General features: G+C 70.0%; 17 protein-coding genes and 1 pseudogene. 11 read left to right on the forward strand and 7 right to left on the reverse strand.

Features of this window, described 5'->3' with window-relative positions; all coding sequences use genetic code 11:
• Positions 1-441 precede the first annotated feature (441 nt).
• Positions 442-1086: pseudogene (locus tag ACFV9O_RS29335) on the reverse strand (nitroreductase); the annotation flags it as partial.
• Between the two features lie 445 nt (positions 1087-1531).
• Here ACFV9O_RS29335 and ACFV9O_RS29340 point away from each other — a divergent pair.
• Positions 1532-2761 (forward strand): carboxypeptidase regulatory-like domain-containing protein, encoded by a 1230-nt coding sequence (locus ACFV9O_RS29340; RefSeq protein WP_385423030.1) that lies wholly within the window; start codon positions 1532-1534, stop codon positions 2759-2761.
• A gap of 209 nt (positions 2762-2970) precedes the next feature.
• Here the strand turns inward: ACFV9O_RS29340 and ACFV9O_RS29345 are convergent, their stop codons facing one another.
• A complete protein-coding gene (locus ACFV9O_RS29345; RefSeq protein ID WP_385423032.1) occupies positions 2971-3495 on the reverse strand; it encodes a hypothetical protein in 525 nt (174 codons plus the stop codon).
• Between the two features lie 837 nt (positions 3496-4332).
• On the opposite strand from ACFV9O_RS29345, the gene ACFV9O_RS29350 reads away from it, so the two are divergent.
• The 6 genes from ACFV9O_RS29350 (at position 4333) to ACFV9O_RS29375 (ending at position 7165) form a co-directional block, all read left to right on the forward strand.
• Complete coding sequence (locus ACFV9O_RS29350; RefSeq protein ID WP_385423034.1) at positions 4333-4674, forward strand: hypothetical protein; 342 nt, start codon at positions 4333-4335, stop codon at positions 4672-4674.
• 88 nt (positions 4675-4762) lie between these two features.
• On the forward strand, positions 4763-5155 hold the full coding sequence (locus ACFV9O_RS29355) for a DUF6233 domain-containing protein (RefSeq protein WP_385423113.1): 393 nt from the start codon (positions 4763-4765) through the stop codon (positions 5153-5155).
• Between the two features lie 90 nt (positions 5156-5245).
• Positions 5246-5764 carry a hypothetical protein gene (locus ACFV9O_RS29360; protein ID WP_385423036.1) on the forward strand — a complete coding sequence of 173 codons (519 nt, stop codon included), beginning with the start codon at positions 5246-5248 and terminating at the stop codon, positions 5762-5764.
• A 233-nt stretch (positions 5765-5997) separates the two neighbouring features.
• Positions 5998-6486, forward strand: a complete 489-nt coding sequence (locus ACFV9O_RS29365) for an aromatic amino acid lyase (RefSeq protein WP_385423038.1) — start codon at positions 5998-6000, stop codon at positions 6484-6486.
• A gap of 5 nt (positions 6487-6491) precedes the next feature.
• Complete coding sequence (locus tag ACFV9O_RS29370; protein WP_385423040.1) at positions 6492-6755, forward strand: CopG family transcriptional regulator; 264 nt, start codon at positions 6492-6494, stop codon at positions 6753-6755.
• Positions 6752-7165, forward strand: coding sequence for a DNA-binding protein (locus ACFV9O_RS29375; protein WP_385423042.1), 414 nt, complete (start codon positions 6752-6754; stop codon positions 7163-7165). Before ACFV9O_RS29370 ends, ACFV9O_RS29375 begins: the two co-directional genes overlap by 4 nt.
• Before the next feature lie 18 nt (positions 7166-7183).
• On the opposite strand, the gene ACFV9O_RS29380 is transcribed toward ACFV9O_RS29375, so the two are convergent.
• A complete protein-coding gene (locus ACFV9O_RS29380) occupies positions 7184-7780 on the reverse strand; it encodes a hypothetical protein (RefSeq protein WP_385423044.1) in 597 nt (198 codons plus the stop codon).
• 876 nt (positions 7781-8656) lie between these two features.
• On the opposite strand from ACFV9O_RS29380, the gene ACFV9O_RS29385 reads away from it, so the two are divergent.
• A complete protein-coding gene (locus ACFV9O_RS29385; RefSeq protein ID WP_385423046.1) occupies positions 8657-9469 on the forward strand; it encodes a hypothetical protein in 813 nt (270 codons plus the stop codon).
• Positions 9470-9505: 36 nt separating this feature from the next.
• Here the strand turns inward: ACFV9O_RS29385 and ACFV9O_RS29390 are convergent, their stop codons facing one another.
• The 3 genes from ACFV9O_RS29390 to ACFV9O_RS29400 all read right to left on the reverse strand — a co-directional run bounded on the left by ACFV9O_RS29390 (position 9506) and on the right by ACFV9O_RS29400 (position 12141).
• A complete protein-coding gene (locus ACFV9O_RS29390) occupies positions 9506-10315 on the reverse strand; it encodes an amidohydrolase family protein (RefSeq protein ID WP_385423048.1) in 810 nt (269 codons plus the stop codon).
• Positions 10312-11127, reverse strand: coding sequence for an amidohydrolase family protein (locus tag ACFV9O_RS29395; RefSeq protein ID WP_385423050.1), 816 nt, complete (start codon positions 11125-11127; stop codon positions 10312-10314). Before ACFV9O_RS29395 ends, ACFV9O_RS29390 begins: the two co-directional genes overlap by 4 nt.
• A gap of 84 nt (positions 11128-11211) precedes the next feature.
• Positions 11212-12141, reverse strand: coding sequence for a DUF2867 domain-containing protein (locus ACFV9O_RS29400; protein WP_385423053.1), 930 nt, complete (start codon positions 12139-12141; stop codon positions 11212-11214).
• Positions 12142-12198: 57 nt separating this feature from the next.
• Here ACFV9O_RS29400 and ACFV9O_RS29405 point away from each other — a divergent pair, with 57 nt between their 5' ends.
• The gene (locus ACFV9O_RS29405) at positions 12199-12756 is read left to right on the forward strand and encodes a TetR/AcrR family transcriptional regulator (protein ID WP_385423055.1); all 558 of its coding nucleotides are present in this window, start codon (positions 12199-12201) and stop codon (positions 12754-12756) included.
• Positions 12757-13081: 325 nt separating this feature from the next.
• Here ACFV9O_RS29405 and ACFV9O_RS29410 read toward each other — a convergent pair whose 3' ends face one another.
• Positions 13082-14101: a Ku protein gene (locus ACFV9O_RS29410; protein ID WP_385423057.1), complete on the reverse strand. Its 1020-nt coding sequence runs from the start codon at positions 14099-14101 to the stop codon at positions 13082-13084.
• A 50-nt stretch (positions 14102-14151) separates the two neighbouring features.
• Between ACFV9O_RS29410 and ligD the strand changes: the two genes are divergently transcribed.
• Positions 14152-15036 (forward strand): non-homologous end-joining DNA ligase, encoded by an 885-nt coding sequence (gene ligD, locus ACFV9O_RS29415; RefSeq protein ID WP_385423059.1) that lies wholly within the window; start codon positions 14152-14154, stop codon positions 15034-15036.
• Positions 15033-15962, forward strand: a complete 930-nt coding sequence (locus ACFV9O_RS29420) for an ATP-dependent DNA ligase (protein ID WP_385423060.1) — start codon at positions 15033-15035, stop codon at positions 15960-15962. The genes ligD and ACFV9O_RS29420 overlap by 4 nt, the downstream gene beginning before the upstream one ends.
• Positions 15963-15970: the final 8 nt, after the last annotated feature.

Here is a 15970-nt window from a genome sequence, read left to right on the forward strand (position 1 = left end):
GCGGCCAGTACTTCATCGAACGCACCGGCCGGGCCAGGCAGACCCGACGCCTGGTGAGCCAGCTCAACCAACTCGGCTACCAAGTCACCCTCCAAGCAGAAGGAGCTGCCTGACCAGCGGCTACGGAAAACAGGACGGGGGATTTTCGAATCAGGCGTCAGCGCCTGTGCGCGACCAGTGCGGCCAGGTCGTCGTCGCGGGTGCCGGCGAGGTAGGCGCGGAGATCCTGCCGGAGGTGCTCAAGGAAATCGGGCAACGGGGCAGAACGCCATCGGCGGACATGCTGGGCCAGGACGAGGCGGTACGGCGGTTCTGGGCGCGGACGGTGACCCGGGCGCTGCTGCAGCGCCGGGACGAGCCTGCACTGAGCCAGGAGTCGGCGTGAAGCCCGGCCAGTTCCTGAAGGACGGGCCGGCGGCGGCTATCCCGCGACAACATGAAGGTCTCGTCGAGCGGCGCCCGGGCCGTACGGGCGTAGTCCACCGTGACGTCCTCGGACCCGACCGACATCCCGCAGAAAAGGACGAGTTCGTCCTGGGGCGACAGGAGCTCCGCGACGGTCTTGTGGTACTTCGCCCACGCCATTTGCGGGCAGCTGTGGAGCCCTTCGGCACGGAGCAGCAGCATGACCGTCTGCAGATACATGCCGACATCAGACCATTGGGCTGGGCCCATGTCACGGTCGATGTGGCAGAACAAGGCGGCGGATGCGCCGAAGCAGTCCCAGTTCGCAGACGCGGCCCTCTGGCGTGCGTCCAAGTCTTCGCGCGGAATGCCGAGTGCGCCGTAGCCCTGCTCACCGAAGGCGGATCGGCGTTCGCGGTAGGGGGACTTCAGCGCGGGCGAGTACTGCTCGCACTCCGGCTCGTCCCAGGGGTCGCCCGAGGCCAGGCTCTCGCCGGCGCGCTTCTTGAGCTCGGCCAGCGGCCCTTCCGTCAGCACATAGGCGTCCCACGGCTGAAGGTTCGATGCGGACGGCGCCCAGGCTGCGGCGGACAGTACGCGCTCCAGCGCCTCTCTCGGTACTGGGCAGTCGGTGAATCCGCGCACTGCCCGTCGGCTCGTGGCTGCTTCGTAGACGTTCAAGATCGCCTACCTCCCAGGCGCTTCGAGCCCAGCATGGCCAAAATCATATCATTCGATACCGTCTCGTGTGTAACGATACTGGTGCAGCGAAGACGTCGCTGATGTGCCGATCGGTACATCAGGAGCACTGCAGTGGCGACGACCAGATACGAGGAACGGAGACGGGCGCCATGGAACCGACTGGACCGCGAGTGACGATCGCAGAACGTGTGGAACGCAGGGTCGGGGGCATTGGCCCCAAAGCTCACCGTGGCGCCCGAGGGGTGGGGCTGTGACACACCGGCACCGGCGCCCTCATGGCATACCCCTGGCCCGAACTCTGGCCGAGACCGTGATGTTCCCGACGGTGCTCTTCCTCGGGCTCCTGTTCTGCCTGGGCCCGGCCCTGCATGCGCCCCAACCGCACCACGCAAAGGTCGTGGTCGCTCCCCGCGCAATGGGACGCATGGCCGACATCGCTCTGCAGGGGCAGCGTCCCGGCGGGTTCGATGTCACCGCCGCGGCAGACGCCGGAGAAGCCCGCCGGGCGGTGCTGGACCGGGACGCCGTGGCGGGCTACGTCGCCGATCGCCGGCACAGTGTGCTGTATGTGGCCCAGGCCAACGGGATGTCCCTCGAGCAGGCGCTGACCAAGGGCTTCACCGCGCTCGCGGCGCGCAACCACCAGAAGCTCACGGTCACCGAGGTAGCGCCCACCGTGAGCAAGGACCAGAACGGCACGATCCTGGTCTACTTCGGAGTCGCCTGGAGCATCCCGGGCTACATCCTCGCGACTACCCTCCTGCGGGCGGTGACCTTCAACCGCCGCAGGAAACTGTTGACGATCGTGGGCGTCGCCGCCTTCTTCAGCATCGTGGGCTTCTACGCCGGCGTGTGGCTGGACTACCTCCCCAACGACCCCTCGGCCCTGGCGATCGCCTTCTTGCTCACCACGGCGGTGGCCGCGTTCGCCTCCGGCGTGGCGCCCTTCACCAAGCAGTTCTTCCCCCTGGTGGGTATGGGCCTGTACATCGTGCTGAGCATCCCTAGCAGCGGTGTGTCTCCCGTCCCCTTGCTGCCAACCTTCTTCCAGTACCTGCACGCCGTCATGCCGCTGGGCAACGCGGTGGACGCCCTGAAGGGAATCCTCTACTTCGACGGTGCGGGCGTGCTCAGACCGGTCCTCGTGCTCAGCGCGTGGATCACGGCGGGTATGGCCCTGCTCGGCCTCGATGCGTGGCGGCACCACCGCAAAGCCGCACGACGCGGTGCGGAGGACGAGCAGGAGGACATTGAGGAGCCGCCGGTGGAGGACTCGTCCGTCGAGACACCCACGCCGACCGCGCTCCCGGTCCACCGCCACCACTTCGGCGAACCGTTGCCGATGCTGGAGGGCACCGTCCGCGACGGCGAGCAGCAGCCCGTCCGTCATGCCGCGGTGACCGTCATGGATACCAGTGGCCGACAGTTGGTGCGGACCAGGACGAACGCGCACGGCGAGTACGCCGTGACCGGTCTACCCGAGGGATACATCAGCGTCGTGGTCTCATGCCCCGGCCGAAATCCGGTGGTGCACCAGAAGCTGCTGCAGTCCGGTGTGGCCGTCCGGGCCGACTTGACCATGCGTGACCAGCCCAAGGGGGCGTCACCTCGGGTGCTGTCCAACGGGATTCACACGACAACGATGCGTGGGTGAGTCGGTCGGGCCAGGCTGAGGCATCGAATGTCGCGTCGGATCAGGCCGCAGCGTCTGATGCCGTGCATCGCAAGACGGAGGATCGTCCTCGTACTGGGCGTACATGGACGAATCCAACAACGCGGCGAGGTGCGGTGCCGGGCGTCTCGGGCCCGGCAGGACATTCGACCCCGGCATCCATTGTCGCGGCGTGACATCAGCGCCTGACATCAACCAGCTGTCGAATCACCGCCGTTCGTGTCCCCTTCCGACTGCTGGTCGTGTCCCCCTTCAGGAGGGCTCACAGGCTCTTCCGCGGGCTCCTCAGCAGGCTCTTCCTCAGGCTCTTCCTCCTGAGGCTCACTTTGCCGCCGCTCCTCCTCCTCTTCCGCTTGCCTGCCCAACTCCTCCGTCATTTTGAAGGGGTTGGTGACGACTCCCGCGTTGTACCCGGTGATAAAGCCGTTGTACCTACCGTGTTGGAGTCGGGTGGTGCCGAACGAATAGGGCGACAACTTGCGGGGGTCTTTCCGCCCCTCGTCGGCATCTTGTTGGCCTACCTTGTAGCCGAGGCGGAAGCCCTCACGAAACCCTTGCTCATAGGCCTGCTGGCTATCAGGGTCGATGGCCACTGCTGCCATTGGCGCCTGCGCCGCGGCCGCGGCGGCTGAGGTCTGCGTGGCCAGGGCCGGTGAGAGCGCGAGGGACGCGAAGAGCCCTGGGCCGAGCATCATGATGCATCGCCTGACATGCACGACGGTCTCCTTCCGAACGTGTGTCCGTCGGAGGTGGTGCGTCGAGCCAGGGCTCAAACGTCGCCGTGCGGCGCTAGATGATTCTCTGTGGCCTGTGTGGTGATGCGAGCAGCACACCGCCACACGGTGTTACGCACCGCCGAGCCGCTGCTCAGTACCACCAGCTGCCCGGTTAGTTCCACCAGCTCATGAGGAGACTGCCTTCCTGTCCAGCCTCGCGCGCGGCAAAGCCCGGCGCAAGAAAGGAGCAGTCCGACAAATACGCCTCTCCCGATTCCTTCCTGCAGGCAATAGCGGCCTCTTTGCTCCTACGTGAAGAAGAAGAAGTGACGCGCTGGGTTGGTGGCGGGGTGGGTACGCGCATCAGTGGGACGCAGCGTGACCCGGACGGGCCGGCATCGTCTGCGCGATAGGGAAGCGGTCTCGAACCGTGCTTGATCCACGACTGTCCGTCGGTGTCTGCCCCGATCCGATCCCCCTCTGACCAGCGGCGCGAGGCGCTTCCCGGCGGACATCCCCGGATCAAGATCGGACAGCTCGTAATGCGTAGGCCTTGGGTCGAATCTCGAGGTCGGCTCCGCTGAAGCCCAGCTCAGACTCGTCTGGGCTGGGCCTTTTCGTTCAGCAGATACGACGGGTCGGCAGGAACCGCCGCCTCGATCGGGCGAGAGGCTCAGCCTTTCCTGGCCGGTTGGCCCACATCGGCCAGAAGCGCCCGTTCGGGCCGACTGAAGCGCTCGGCTCAGGTGCTGTGGTCGGGCCAGCCGGATCACAGCGCGGGAGGTCGAGCGGCGCGTCTACGTCCCCCGAAATTCGAACAGACGTATCATTCTGACCATGGCCGATACCTTCCTTCCCGAGCTGATCGACGCCCAGCGGCGCCTCCACCAGGCCAATGCCGAGTACAAGGCCCTGCCCTGGTCGGTCGAGCCCTTGCAGGGCTGGTCCGGCGAAGAGCACCCCCACACCGGCGTCGTCACCGGCGGCCGGTCGGACAGCCCCGGCTACACCGACGAGCAGAAGGTGGAGGAGGCCCTTCTCTGGGCCCTGGTGCGGGAGCTGTCGATCGAGGTCTCGACCCACCCGTACTGGGCGACCCTCGATGGTGAGGCGCGGGTGAAGGCCCGGATGGCGCTCAAGCACCACCTCGTGCCGGCGGCGGTCGAGTCTGCGCCCTAGGGACAGGGGAGGACGTCGTGATGGATCACCTGAGCCCGAGGCAGGAGGCAGTGCTGGCCTGTATCCGGGAGTGGATCGCCGCGAACCGGTGAGGGGCCCACCCTCCGGGAGATCGGACGATGAGCGGCACGCAGACCGCACGAAGGCGATCACCCGGGAGCAGGCGGTGCGGGCGCCGGGCGCGGGGGTCGAGGCCTGTCGCTTCTGCCGCCCGGACTCGGCACTGGGACTACTGGGCTTGGCCGCCGTCGGCTCGCCGCGCCCTCGCGTCAGCGTCTCGCGCACATTCCAGCATCCAATCCCACGCATCTGTCAGCGACGACTGGGACTCCACCATGCCCCGAGTCTGGACGATCCCGTGGACCCGGGTAACCCCCGGCACCGCTCTCCCACAACCCATCAGCGAGCCCTGCCGACGGCCAGGCGGCAGCTGGAGCAGCACTCTGCGACCGTGTTGTTACGTCCCAGGAGGCACAGCTGATCCTGCGGGGGTCCCACCCGTGATCCGCTCCTGCGGTAGGCACACGCCGAGTGAGGCCCGACCTGCCGCACCGGAATGACGGAGGCCCATATGACCATACGGAGGCAGAAGCCCACCCGTCTCGCGGCCGTCGCCGCGGCCACTCCCCTGCTGATCGTCCTGGCCGGTGGGCCGGCGCAGGCCGACACCGCACCCTGGCTGACCTGCGCCAAGGGGAACAGCCCTGTCTACGGGCACTCATACGCGACGGTCACCCTGACCAACGGCGAGCTCCGATTCCAGGCGTGCAGGACGCCGGGTGGCTCCCTGGAGAGGGTCAAGCTCTCCTACGTCAAGAGGCAGGGGCCGCCTGTCGACGTCGCCCTCGGCTGGGAATGGGTGACTCACGACCGGAAGCAGAGCTTCATCCCACCGGAGCCCAGCGGCGGGGACCATTTTTTCGTGACACTCTCCGCCGGGCAGACCCACACCAGCGACTTCTCGTTCGTCGCGGCGGGCGTCGACGGCAGCAGACCGGCTCCCCGCTTCGCCTGCATCGAGGGCATCCTCCAAGTCGGCCCTCCCGACACACCGGCGAAGACCTACCTGACAGCGAAGGGCTGCTTCTGAGGTTCGCGCCCGGGCGGCGGGGGCATCACGACCGCTGCGCACGCCCTGTAGACCGCGCCGCAGCCGACCGAGCCCGGTTCCCCTGCCCCGGCGAGAAGGTTGGTCCACGGGCTTCCCGGCCGCCGCAAGCACGTCGTCTACCCGATGTGGGCGAAGGACCGGAGCTGTGGGACCTGGAACCGGGACGAGCCCGACCCGAGCCACTGGCACGGCCCCGACCTCTACTGCAATTCATGTCTGCCTATCTGACACTGGCGTCCGCCGAGGCGCGCGAACTCGCCTGGTGCGCCGAACTGTGCACGGCGCTGGCTGCCGAGGTACGCAAGAGCAGCAGGGACCAGTTCACCGCGTTCCCGCACATCAACAAACCGCACCCGGGCCAGATCACCAGCGCGCAGAACATCCGGCAGATCCTTGAAGGATCCACTCTGATCGGCGCCGACGCCGACCTCCGGGGAGACGGCATGGGTGAGGGCATGAGCTACCTGGAACTCGAACGCGGCATCCAGGACCCCTACTCCATCCGCTGCGCCCCCCACGTGATCGGCGTACTGCGCGACACCCTGCAGTGGACCGAGCAGTGGATCATCAACGAGATCAACTCTTCCAACGACAACCCACTCTTCGACGCGGAGTCGTCCGTCGTACACAACAGCGGCGCCGGATTCCACGAGGATGCGCTCCTTGACGCCGAGGCGACAGGGGCATCAGAGGTAGGATAGGTAGCATGAGTGAGCCTACCGGCAAGTACTCGATCACCATGCCGCGCGACATCGCGGAAGCCGCTCGTGCACGAAGCGGTCCCTCCGGGCTGTCCGCCTATGTCGCCGCCGCGGTCGCTCGCCAGATCGAGCGCGACAACCTCAATGAGCTCATCTCAGTCGCCGAAGCCGAGCACGGGCCCATCACCGATGAGGAGATCCAAGCCCTGCGCGATCAGCTCATGCAAGCGCGCCGTCAGCAGACGCACGGTGGAGCGGACGCCGCATGACCCGCTCCCCCGCCATCCCTGGCGGCACCCTCGTCCTCGACAGTGAAGGGCTGGCCAAGGCCGTGCTGCGCGACCGGGCGGTCACCGGATGGCTTGCCCTGGCTCGCGCCGACGACATGCGAGTGATCACCAGCGCGGCCGCCCTCGTGGAAGTGGTCCACCCTCGGATCAAGCGTCCGGCCCTGGAATGGACCTTGTCACGCATCGTCGTCGAGCCGGTCGGCGAGCAGATCGCCCGCCACGCCGCGGCCCTGCTGGCCGACGCCGGCCTGCACGGGCACAAGTACGCCATCGACGCCATGGTCAGCGCCACCGCCCTCGCGGCCCCCGGGCCCGTCACCGTGCTCACCTCGGACCCCGAGGACCTCATCGCCTTGTGCGGCGGCCGCGTCACCGTCATCAAGGTCTGAGCCGCGGCGTCGGCAGAGCTACCGGGCCGGGCAGGCCTCCGGGCCGTCCCTCGCGAATTTGGCCTTCGTGCAGTAGGTCACGGTCGGGTAGTACGAGCCCATGACCTGCGCCGGGTCCTCGCCCGGCTGGACGTTCTGGATCGCGTTCGGGAAGTCGGACGCCGGGAGCATGTTGCGGAAGATCAGGACGCCGGGGACGCCGGTGCGGCCCCAGGGGAGCCAGGTCACGCCGTTGTCCGCGGTCGCGTTGGCGGGGCGGTCCTCGGGGGTGGAGACGACGTAGGTGTAGCGGTCGTTCTCGTCGACGGTCGTCTGGAAGTCCGCGTGGCAGGACCTCACCGGGTAGGGGAGGCGCCACTGGTTCTGGCAGAGGGACCAGTACCTCAGCTGGGTCTTGGTGAGGACCGACTGGCCTTCAGTGGTGTTCGGGAAGGTGGGGGCCTGGCCGCGGATGACAGCGATACGACCCGGTTCGTAGGTGATCGGGGTGCACAGGTACTTGTTGTACGGGTTGGGGAACAGCCCGCCGACCTTGTTGGGCAGGGCGAGCTTCGGGGCGTCCGGCGTGGAGGTGCCGCAGCCCTCGAATCCGCCGGGCACGGACTGGGTGGCCACCAGGTGCTCGAGGTCATCCGCCAGCGGGGCGTCGGGGCCACGGCGGGATCCGGCGTCGGGCAGGTCGGCAGGGGGCGAGCCTGGCCGTCCGACTTCTGGACGGACAGGGAGGGAAGGGGCACACCGCCGGTGAAGGACGCCTTGTCGATCGGTACGTAGATGCGCAGTGCCAGGTAGCCCGAACCGGACGTGGCGCTGCCCGCGGTCGCGGCCAGGGCGTTGGTCCCGGAGCCGACCGCCACCCCCGTCTGTACGGTGACGCGATAGCGGCGCTGAGTGGGGTTCGTGCTCGCGTCCGGGTCCGTAGCGGGGTTCGTACTGCCGGAGTCCGGGGCGATCTGCTTGTCCGAGAGGGAGTCGACGTCCGTTCCCGTCGCGTTGTACGTCGTCAGCGACGAGAAGCGGGCGAAGGGATAGGTGCCCTCCACCACGAGCCGGTCCCCCTCGTCCAGTTCATATGGCATGACCCAGTAGGTGGCGTTCGTCTCGGGAAACGCGAAGTTCAGACGGGTGGGACTGACCACGGCCGGCCAGGCGCACGAGACGGGCGGGGCCTGGTCCACTCCCCCGGCCGCGACGGCCGGGGACGGTGTTGCGGACATCGTCAGGACGGCGAGCAGGGCCGTCGCGGAAGCTTGGAGAGTTCGCCACAAGGAGTGGCATGAGGCCCCCGCCGGCTGGTGAGTTCGGGATTGGCACGAGGAGGACGGCACCCACGCCGGCCGTCGGTGCGGCCCGTGAGCGTCTCGGCGTCCCGTGCTCCTGTGCGGGAAGACCCGGTCAAAAGTCTCGCCCCAATCCCGGGGTGCCGCAACAGAGACGCATGTGACCTGCGAAGATGCCGTCCGTACACCTCCGTGGGCGAAAGGGTGGGACATGGGGCGCGTGCTGTACGTGACGGACCTGGCGTACCAGGCGCGCGGGCGGCGCTACTGCGACGAGGACATCCGGCTGACGGCACGGCTGCGCGAGGAGTTTCCGCTCGCGCTGTGCCATCCGCGGGACGCCGAGGCGCTCATGGGCGCGTTCGACCTGGTCGTCGTGCGCAACAGCGGACCGGTGATGAATTACCAGGAGGCGTACGACGCGTTCCGCGCGCGGGCGCGCGCCGAGGGCGTACGGGTCTACAACCCTCTGACCGGCAAGGGGGACATGGCCGGCAAGGGCTATCTGACCGAGTTGTTCGGCGCCGGGTACCCCGTGATCCCTACCGCCGACCGGGCCGCTGACCTCGGGCGGCTGCCGGAGGCGGACGAGTACGTCGTGAAGCCCGTGCTCGGAGCGGACTCGGCAGGGCTGGAGTTCGTGCTGCGGGACGGTCTGGCGGGTGTGGAGTTCGGGCAGGTGCTCGTCCAGCCGCGGGTGCGGTTCCGGTACGAGGTGTCGTTCTACTTCGTCGACCGTACGTTCCAGTACGCGCTGTACGCGCCGCGGCCGGAGCGGCGCTGGGAGCTGGAGCGGTACGAGGCGAGCGAGGCGGATCTGGAGTTCGCGCGGGCGTTCGTGGAGTGGAACGGGCTCGAGTACGGCATCCAGCGGGTGGACGCGTGCCGGGACGAGGACGGACGGCTGCTACTGGTCGAGCTGGAGGACCTGAATCCGTACCTCTCGCTCGATCTGGTCGACGCGGAGAGCCGCGAGAGGTTCGAGCGGGCTTTCGTGGAGTCGGTGCGCTCGGCGATGGGGTGAGGAGAGGGTGCGGGACGCCGGATGGTCCGTGCTCTCTCAGTCCGCCCCGGTGGCTCCCTTCAGCAGGCGGTCCATCGTGCCGTGCAGGATCTGCTCCTTGTCCTTGTCGGTGAGGTCGGCGAGCAGCACGCGGCCGAGACCGATCCGCAGGTCGAGGAAGACGGCGTCGGAGCCGAAGGCGATGCGGTCCGCGCCGACCTCCGCCACGAACCACGCCACATGACGTGCCGTCATCCGGGAGCTGCAGGTCTCCAGAATCAGATTGGGGCAGAGGCCGGCGGCGTCGGCGGCCGGGCCGTAGCCGTGGGGCGTGAATCCCGAGTGGCCCATGAGCAGCGGAACGGTGGGATGGCGCGGGGCGACGGCGACGAAGTGGCGGGCGTCGTTCCAGGCGCTGCGGTGCTGGCTGTGGGCGAGCATGATACGGCCGCGTTCGGCGGCCGCTTCGAAGGCCGGGGTGTAGGCGGGGTCGTCCAGGGCGATTTCGTGGACGTCGGGGTGGATCTTGACGCCGATGACGCCGGGGGCATCGAGCAGGTCGCGCAGGCGAGGGGCGGCTTCGGGGTCGTGCGGGTTGTAGACGGCGTAGCCGTGGAGGCGGCCGGGGTGGGCGTCGAGCGCCTCCAGGAGGAGGGCGTTCCCGGCCCGGGCGTCGGGGCCCACGGCCAGCAGGTGCGAGACGCACGAGGTGGCCACGCCGCACCGGTCCATCATCGCGACGAGGCTGTCGGTGGAGCCGTCGGGGATGGCGAAGGCGTGCCAGCGGCCCAGGTGGCCGTGTGCGTCGATGATTCCCTCGAGAGCGTTGTCTGTCGGGGCCGCGTGGGCCCTCGGGACCGTGTTCATGCCTCACCGCCCAGCAGTCGCAGCGCGTTGCCCCCGGCGATCAGGGCCACGTCGCCGTCCGGCAGGTCCAGGGTGTCGAGCAGATGGCGCGGGCCCGCGTCGTCCGTGATCGGGGCTCCGGTGCCGAAGAGGACGCGGTGGGCGCCGTGGCGTTCGGCGAACCACTCCACCTGGCGGTGGCCGCAGAGCGTGGAGGTGTCGACGTACAACAGCGGGTGGGTATCGAGCAGTTCGGTGAGGTCGCGCAGGCTGCGGTAGCCGGTGCCGGTGAGGACGATCCGCAGTCCGGGACCGGCGGCGGCGAGCCGGTGCACCTCGGCGGGGGTGACGGCTTCCCAGGCGAGCAGCACGGCGCTGCCTGCCCGGGCGAGGGCGGCGGTCAGGGCAAGAGCGTGCGGTCCGGTGATGCCCCAGCCGTGCCGGTCGGGGCAGAGGCGTACGAGCGCGGCGGCACCGTCCACGGACCGGTCGGGGTCGGCCACGGACCGGTCGGCGTCGGCGTCGGCGTACCGGTCGTCGGTGCCGGCGTACCGGTCGTCGGTGCCGAGCGGGCCCGGGACGAGTACCGGTACGGGTCGCAGCCGCCGGTCGTCGATGAGGTCCAGCTGTCCGTTGCCGTCGCGCGGGTCGCCGTACAGGGCGTGCGAGTGGACGACGCACGCCGTGTCGATCCCCAGCCGGTCGAGCTCCCGGGTCAGGCCGGTCTCGTCCCGGCTGGGGACGTCGTCATGGGGCAGGGGGCCGAGGATCCGGTTGATGTCGACGACGGGGGCGGCCGTCTCGTGCGGCCGTCTGTCCTGATCGGTCGTCACGTTCCGCCCTCCGCCGTCCAGTACCGCAGCGCCGACCCCGACCGCGCTGAGTTCGCCGAGCGTGCCGGGCCTCCCGGCGGCACGTTACGGCACGGGCGGGTTCACGTCGCGCGTACGCTCCAGCGCGCCGCTCCCCCGCCACCGCTCGGCGGCGGACGGTGCGGCGAGGGCGAGCGCGTGGTGCGTACTGCGCAGCCGCATCCGCGCCATGACCGGGTGTACGTGCCGGATCAGCGCGAAGGCGAGCCTGCCGCGGCGGTTGTGGATACGGACGACGGTCGTGAGCGTCACGTCCTCATCGCCGACGAGGAGCGAGGCACGGAAGTCGAGGTGGGACGCGTCCTCGCCGAGCAGCAGCTCATCGCCCTCGACCGCCTTGACGGCGAAGGGCAGTACGCCGCGCCAGGCGCGCGGGTCGCGGTCCATGCCGGGCGCCAGCGGAAGCTGCCAGGCGTCCCGGAAGTCGACGCGGCCGGACGGGAACGCGGTGCGGGCGAGCCGGGCGCCCTCGGGAACGCTCACCGCCTTCGGCCGGTCCTGGACGAGCCTCCGCATCAGCCGGACCCAGGGGGACCAGCGGACCGGGGTGTCGAGGGAGCCGGTGGCGGCGCGCTCGACGTTGTCGAAGAGCTCTTCGATGACGACGTCGTGCATGGGCCGTATGACGAGCGACCAGAGCAGCGCCTCCTTGAGGTTCTGCCGCTCATCCAGGACGTGGACCACGCGGCAGCGGGCCGGGCCGAGGGGCTCGATGTCCATGCGGTGGTGGCCGTTGCCCGGCGGGGCGAAGTCGAAGCGGACGCTGCGGCCCGGCTCGTACGCGCCGACCGTGTACCTGACGAAGCCGTGGCCGCCGTCCGCGCCGACGCCGAGGGGGCGGTCGAAGCGCATCGGGGGCCAGGCGGGGGTGGGGAAGAGGGGGTCGTCGTCGGCCGACAGCCGGTCCATCAGGGCACCGACGGTGTCGGCCGGGGCCTCGACGACACGCTCGTGGACGTTCCGTACCGTGCGCATGACGCACCTCCATACGGGAGCGTATGTTTTTCCATACGGTACCGTATGGTGGATTTCATGGCGCGACTCACCGCACAGGACTGGGCCGACGCGGCACTGGCGGCGATCGGCGAACGCGGCCTCGCCGCGGTCGCGGTGGAGCCTCTGGCGGCGCGGCTGGGGACCACCAAGGGCAGCTTCTACTGGCACTTCGCCAACCGTGAGGCGCTGATCGAAGCGGCGCTGGCGCGGTGGGAGGCGCTCTGCACGGAGGAGATCATCACGGCGGTCGAGCGGGAGCCGGATCCGGAGGAGCGGCTGCGGCTGCTGTTCGCGGAGGTGACGGCCTTGGCGGCGGAGGATCCGCTGGAGCTCTCCCTCCTGGCCACCGCGGACCATCCGCACGTTGCCGCGGTGCTGGGGCGGGTGACCGAGCGGCGCATCTCGTACGTGGCGGCGCTGTTCGAGGAGCTCGGCTTCGCTCCGGCGGAGGCGCGCCGGCGGGGCCTCCTCGCCTACACCAGCTACCTGGGGCACACGCAGCTCGCGCATGCGGTGCCGGATGCGCTGCCGCGGGGGGAGGAGCGGGGGGCGTACTTGGCTTCGGCGCTGGATGCGTTGCTGCGGCGGGAGTAGGGGGTTCGGTGGCGGGCAGCGGGCGCGGGTGAGCGCCTGCGGCGGGCCTCCTCCCCGCCCCCCGCCCCGCCCCTTCCCGAACCGGGGCTCCGCCCCGGACCCCGTTCCCGGACCGGACCGGACCGTGCCCGGTAGCGCGCGGCCGACCCTTGTGTCCGTCCTCAAACGCCGGACGGGCTTCAAAAGCGCCCGCCGCAGGCGCGCCGCCCGTGCCCGACACGTCCCAACCCGGTCCGGCGGCCAACTCCCCTGCCCAGCGGGGGCACCTGCACGGCGCCCGCAGCGCATGCCGCCCGCGCAGGTGCACGGGGGCGGCGAGCCCGGTTCAGGCCGAGGCGCGTTTGCGCGGGGGTGTCTTCTTGGCCGCTGCCTTCTTCGTCGTGGACTTGGCCGTGGACTTGGCAGCCGCCGCCGTCTTCTTCGCCGCCGAGGTGGACTTCTTCCCGCCCGTCTCCTTGGGAGCCGCCTTGGCCGCCGTCTTCTTGGCCGCCGCCTTCGTCGCCCGCTTGCGGGGCTTGAGCTCCGTGACCTGCGCCGCCTCCGCCGCCTCCGCGCCGGCCTCGTCGCCGCGGGCCTCCTTCGCCGCCTTCACGCTGCTCTCCAGCGCGGCCATGAGGTCGATGACCTTGCCGCCGGCCGCGGCCGGAGCGCGCTCCGGCTCCAGTTCGACGCCCTGGGCCTTCGCGGCGATCAGTTCCTCGACCGCCGCCCTGTAGTCGTCGTGCAGCGACTCGATGTCGACCTCGCCGAGCGTGTCCATCAGGGCGTCCGCGAGGTCGAGTTCGGCGTCGCGGATCGTGACCTCGGTCTCCGGGGCGACGCCCTCCGGCCGCCGGATCTCGTCCGGCCAGAGCAGCCCGTGCATGGCGATGACGTCGTCGACGACCCGCAGCATCCCGAGCCGCTCGCGCCCGCGGAGCGCGAATTTCGCGATGGCGACCTTCTTGCTCCGTTTGAGCGCCTCGCGCAGCAGCGTGTACGGCTTGGCGGCCGGCACTCCGTTCGCGGAGAGGTAGTACGCCGCGTCCATCTGGAGCGGATCGATCTCCGCGGCCGGTACGAACGCCACGATCTCGATCGTCTTCGCCGTCGGCAACGGCAGCGAGGAGAGGTCCTCGTCCGTGATCGGGATCATCGTCCCGTCCGCGTCCTCGTACGCCTTGCCGATCTCCGCCGTCGCGACCTCCTTGTCGTCCAGCTCGCAGACCTTGCGGTAGCGGATCCGCCCGCCGTCCTCCGTGTGGATCTGGCGGAAGGAGATCGACCGGCTCTCCGTGGCGTTCACGAGCTTGATCGGGATACTGACCAGCCCGAAGGAGATCGCGCCGTTCCAGATGGATCGCACGTTTCATCCCTTTCATCCGAGTTCATAGGGATTCATGGGATTCTCATCGTATGACGCCCATCACAGAGGTGGAGGGGCGGCGCCTGGCGCTCAGCAACCTGGAAAAGGTCCTCTACCCCGCGACCGGCACCACCAAGGGCGAGGTGCTGCACTACTACGCCCTCACCGCCGCTCCCCTCCTCGCGCACCTCCACGACCGGCCCCTGTCCTTCCTCCGCTATCCGGACGGCCCCGACGGCCAGCTGTTCTTCACCAAGAACCCGCCCCCCGGCACCCCCTCCTGGGTGCGTGTCGCCGAGGTGCCGCGATCGTCGCGCGAGACCGGCGAACAGGTCGTCGTGCAGGATCTGCCGTCCCTGATGTGGGCGGCGAACCTGGTCGTGGAGTTCCACACCCCGCAGTGGCAGGTGGACCGGCCGGCCAGGGCCGACCGGATGGTCTTCGACCTCGATCCCGGGCCGCCCGCCACCGTCGTGGAGTGCTGCGCGGTGGCCGTGTGGCTGCGCGAGCGGCTCGCCGCCGACGGTCTGGAGGCGTACGCCAAGACGTCCGGCTCCAAGGGGCTGCATCTGCTGGTGCCGCTGGAGCCGACGCCGTCGGCGGACGTCTCGGCGTACGCGAAGTCCCTGGCCGTCGAGGCCGAGGCCGAGCTCGCGGGGCTCGTGGTGCACCGGATGGCCCGGGCGCTGCGCCCCGGCAAGGTCTTCGTCGACCACAGCCAGAACGCGGCCGCCAAGACCACCGCGACGCCCTACACATTGCGCGCCCGCGAGGAGCCGACCGTGTCCGCTCCCGTGACCTGGGAGGAGGTCGAGGACTGCGACTCCCCTGCGGACCTGGTGTTCCGGCTCGGGGACATCGCCGGACGGCTCGGGCGGTACGGGGATCTCCTCGCACCGCTCTTCGACCCGGCCCACGCGGGCAGCCTGCCGTGAGCGCGTCGCGGACGGGGCGGGCGCTGCGGCCGCCGCTGAAGGTGGCGCTCGCCGAGTCCGTGGCCAGGCTGCCGCGCGGGGAGGGGCTGGCGTACGAGCCGAAGTTCGACGGCCACCGGATCCTGATCTTCACGGTGGACGGAAAGGCCGTGCTGCAGGCCCGCTCGGGGCGGATCGTGACCCCGGCCTTCCCCGACCTGGCCGAGGCCGCGCTGGCGCTGCCGGACGGCACGGTCCTCGACGGCGAGGCGGTGATCTGGACCGGTGGCCGGATCGACTTCGCCGCCGTCCAGCGCCGGGCGGCCGCCACCGCGGCGCGGGCCGCGATCCTCGCGCGCCGGATGCCCGCCTCGTACGCCGCCTTCGATCTGCTCGCCGAGGGGGGCGAGGATCTGCGCTCCGCGCCGTACGCGCGCCGCCGCGAGCGGCTGGTCGGTCTGCTCGGCCCGCTGGGGCCGCCGCTTCAGCCGGTGCCGATGACGACGGACCCCGAGCTCGCGGCCACCTGGTACGAGACCCTCACCGCGACCGGCGTCGAGGGCCTGGTGATCAAGCGGCTCGGCGGGCCGTACCGGGCGGGCGCCCGGGACTGGCGCAAGTTGCGGCACACGGACGTCCGGGACGCGGCGGTGGTCGGCTTCACCGGGCCCCCGGACCGGCCCGCCGCCCTGGTGCTGGTGCTGCCCGACGACGACACGCCGGTCGTGTCCAGCCCGCTGCCGCCGGCCCTGCGCACAAATGCGGCGACCACCCTCGCCGGGCGCGGGACGGGGGCGGCCGACGGCCTGGCGATGGCGATCGGGGTGGGCGAGGTGCCGTACCGCGGCGTGACGCCGGGGCTCGTGGCCGAGGTCGAGCGGGGGACGACACGACACACGGTGGCGACCGTGCTGAGGATCCGGGACGATTTGATTAATCAAGTTTGACTAGTTGC

It is taken from the genome of Streptomyces sp. NPDC059909 (assembly GCF_042730885.1).
Lineage (GTDB): Bacteria > Actinomycetota > Actinomycetes > Streptomycetales > Streptomycetaceae > Streptomyces.

Bases quoted from the DNA above. Each gene is read 5' to 3' on its own strand.
- ACFV9O_RS29350 (WP_385423034.1), top strand. From the start codon at position 4,333: ATGGCCGATACCTTCCTTCCCGAGCTGATCGACGCCCAGCGGCGCCTC.
- ACFV9O_RS29360 (WP_385423036.1), top strand. From the start codon at position 5,246: ATGACCATACGGAGGCAGAAGCCCACCCGTCTCGCGGCCGTCGCCGCG.
- ACFV9O_RS29385 (WP_385423046.1), top strand. From the start codon at position 8,657: ATGGGGCGCGTGCTGTACGTGACGGACCTGGCGTACCAGGCGCGCGGG.
- ACFV9O_RS29400 (WP_385423053.1), bottom strand. From the start codon at position 12,141: ATGCGCACGGTACGGAACGTCCACGAGCGTGTCGTCGAGGCCCCGGCC.
- ACFV9O_RS29405 (WP_385423055.1), top strand. From the start codon at position 12,199: ATGGCGCGACTCACCGCACAGGACTGGGCCGACGCGGCACTGGCGGCG.
- ACFV9O_RS29375 (WP_385423042.1), top strand. From the start codon at position 6,752: ATGACCCGCTCCCCCGCCATCCCTGGCGGCACCCTCGTCCTCGACAGT.
- ACFV9O_RS29365 (WP_385423038.1), top strand. From the start codon at position 5,998: ATGTCTGCCTATCTGACACTGGCGTCCGCCGAGGCGCGCGAACTCGCC.
- ACFV9O_RS29390 (WP_385423048.1), bottom strand. From the start codon at position 10,315: ATGAACACGGTCCCGAGGGCCCACGCGGCCCCGACAGACAACGCTCTC.
- ACFV9O_RS29370 (WP_385423040.1), top strand. From the start codon at position 6,492: ATGAGTGAGCCTACCGGCAAGTACTCGATCACCATGCCGCGCGACATC.
- ligD (WP_385423059.1), top strand. From the start codon at position 14,152: ATGACGCCCATCACAGAGGTGGAGGGGCGGCGCCTGGCGCTCAGCAAC.
- ACFV9O_RS29340 (WP_385423030.1), top strand. From the start codon at position 1,532: ATGGCCGACATCGCTCTGCAGGGGCAGCGTCCCGGCGGGTTCGATGTC.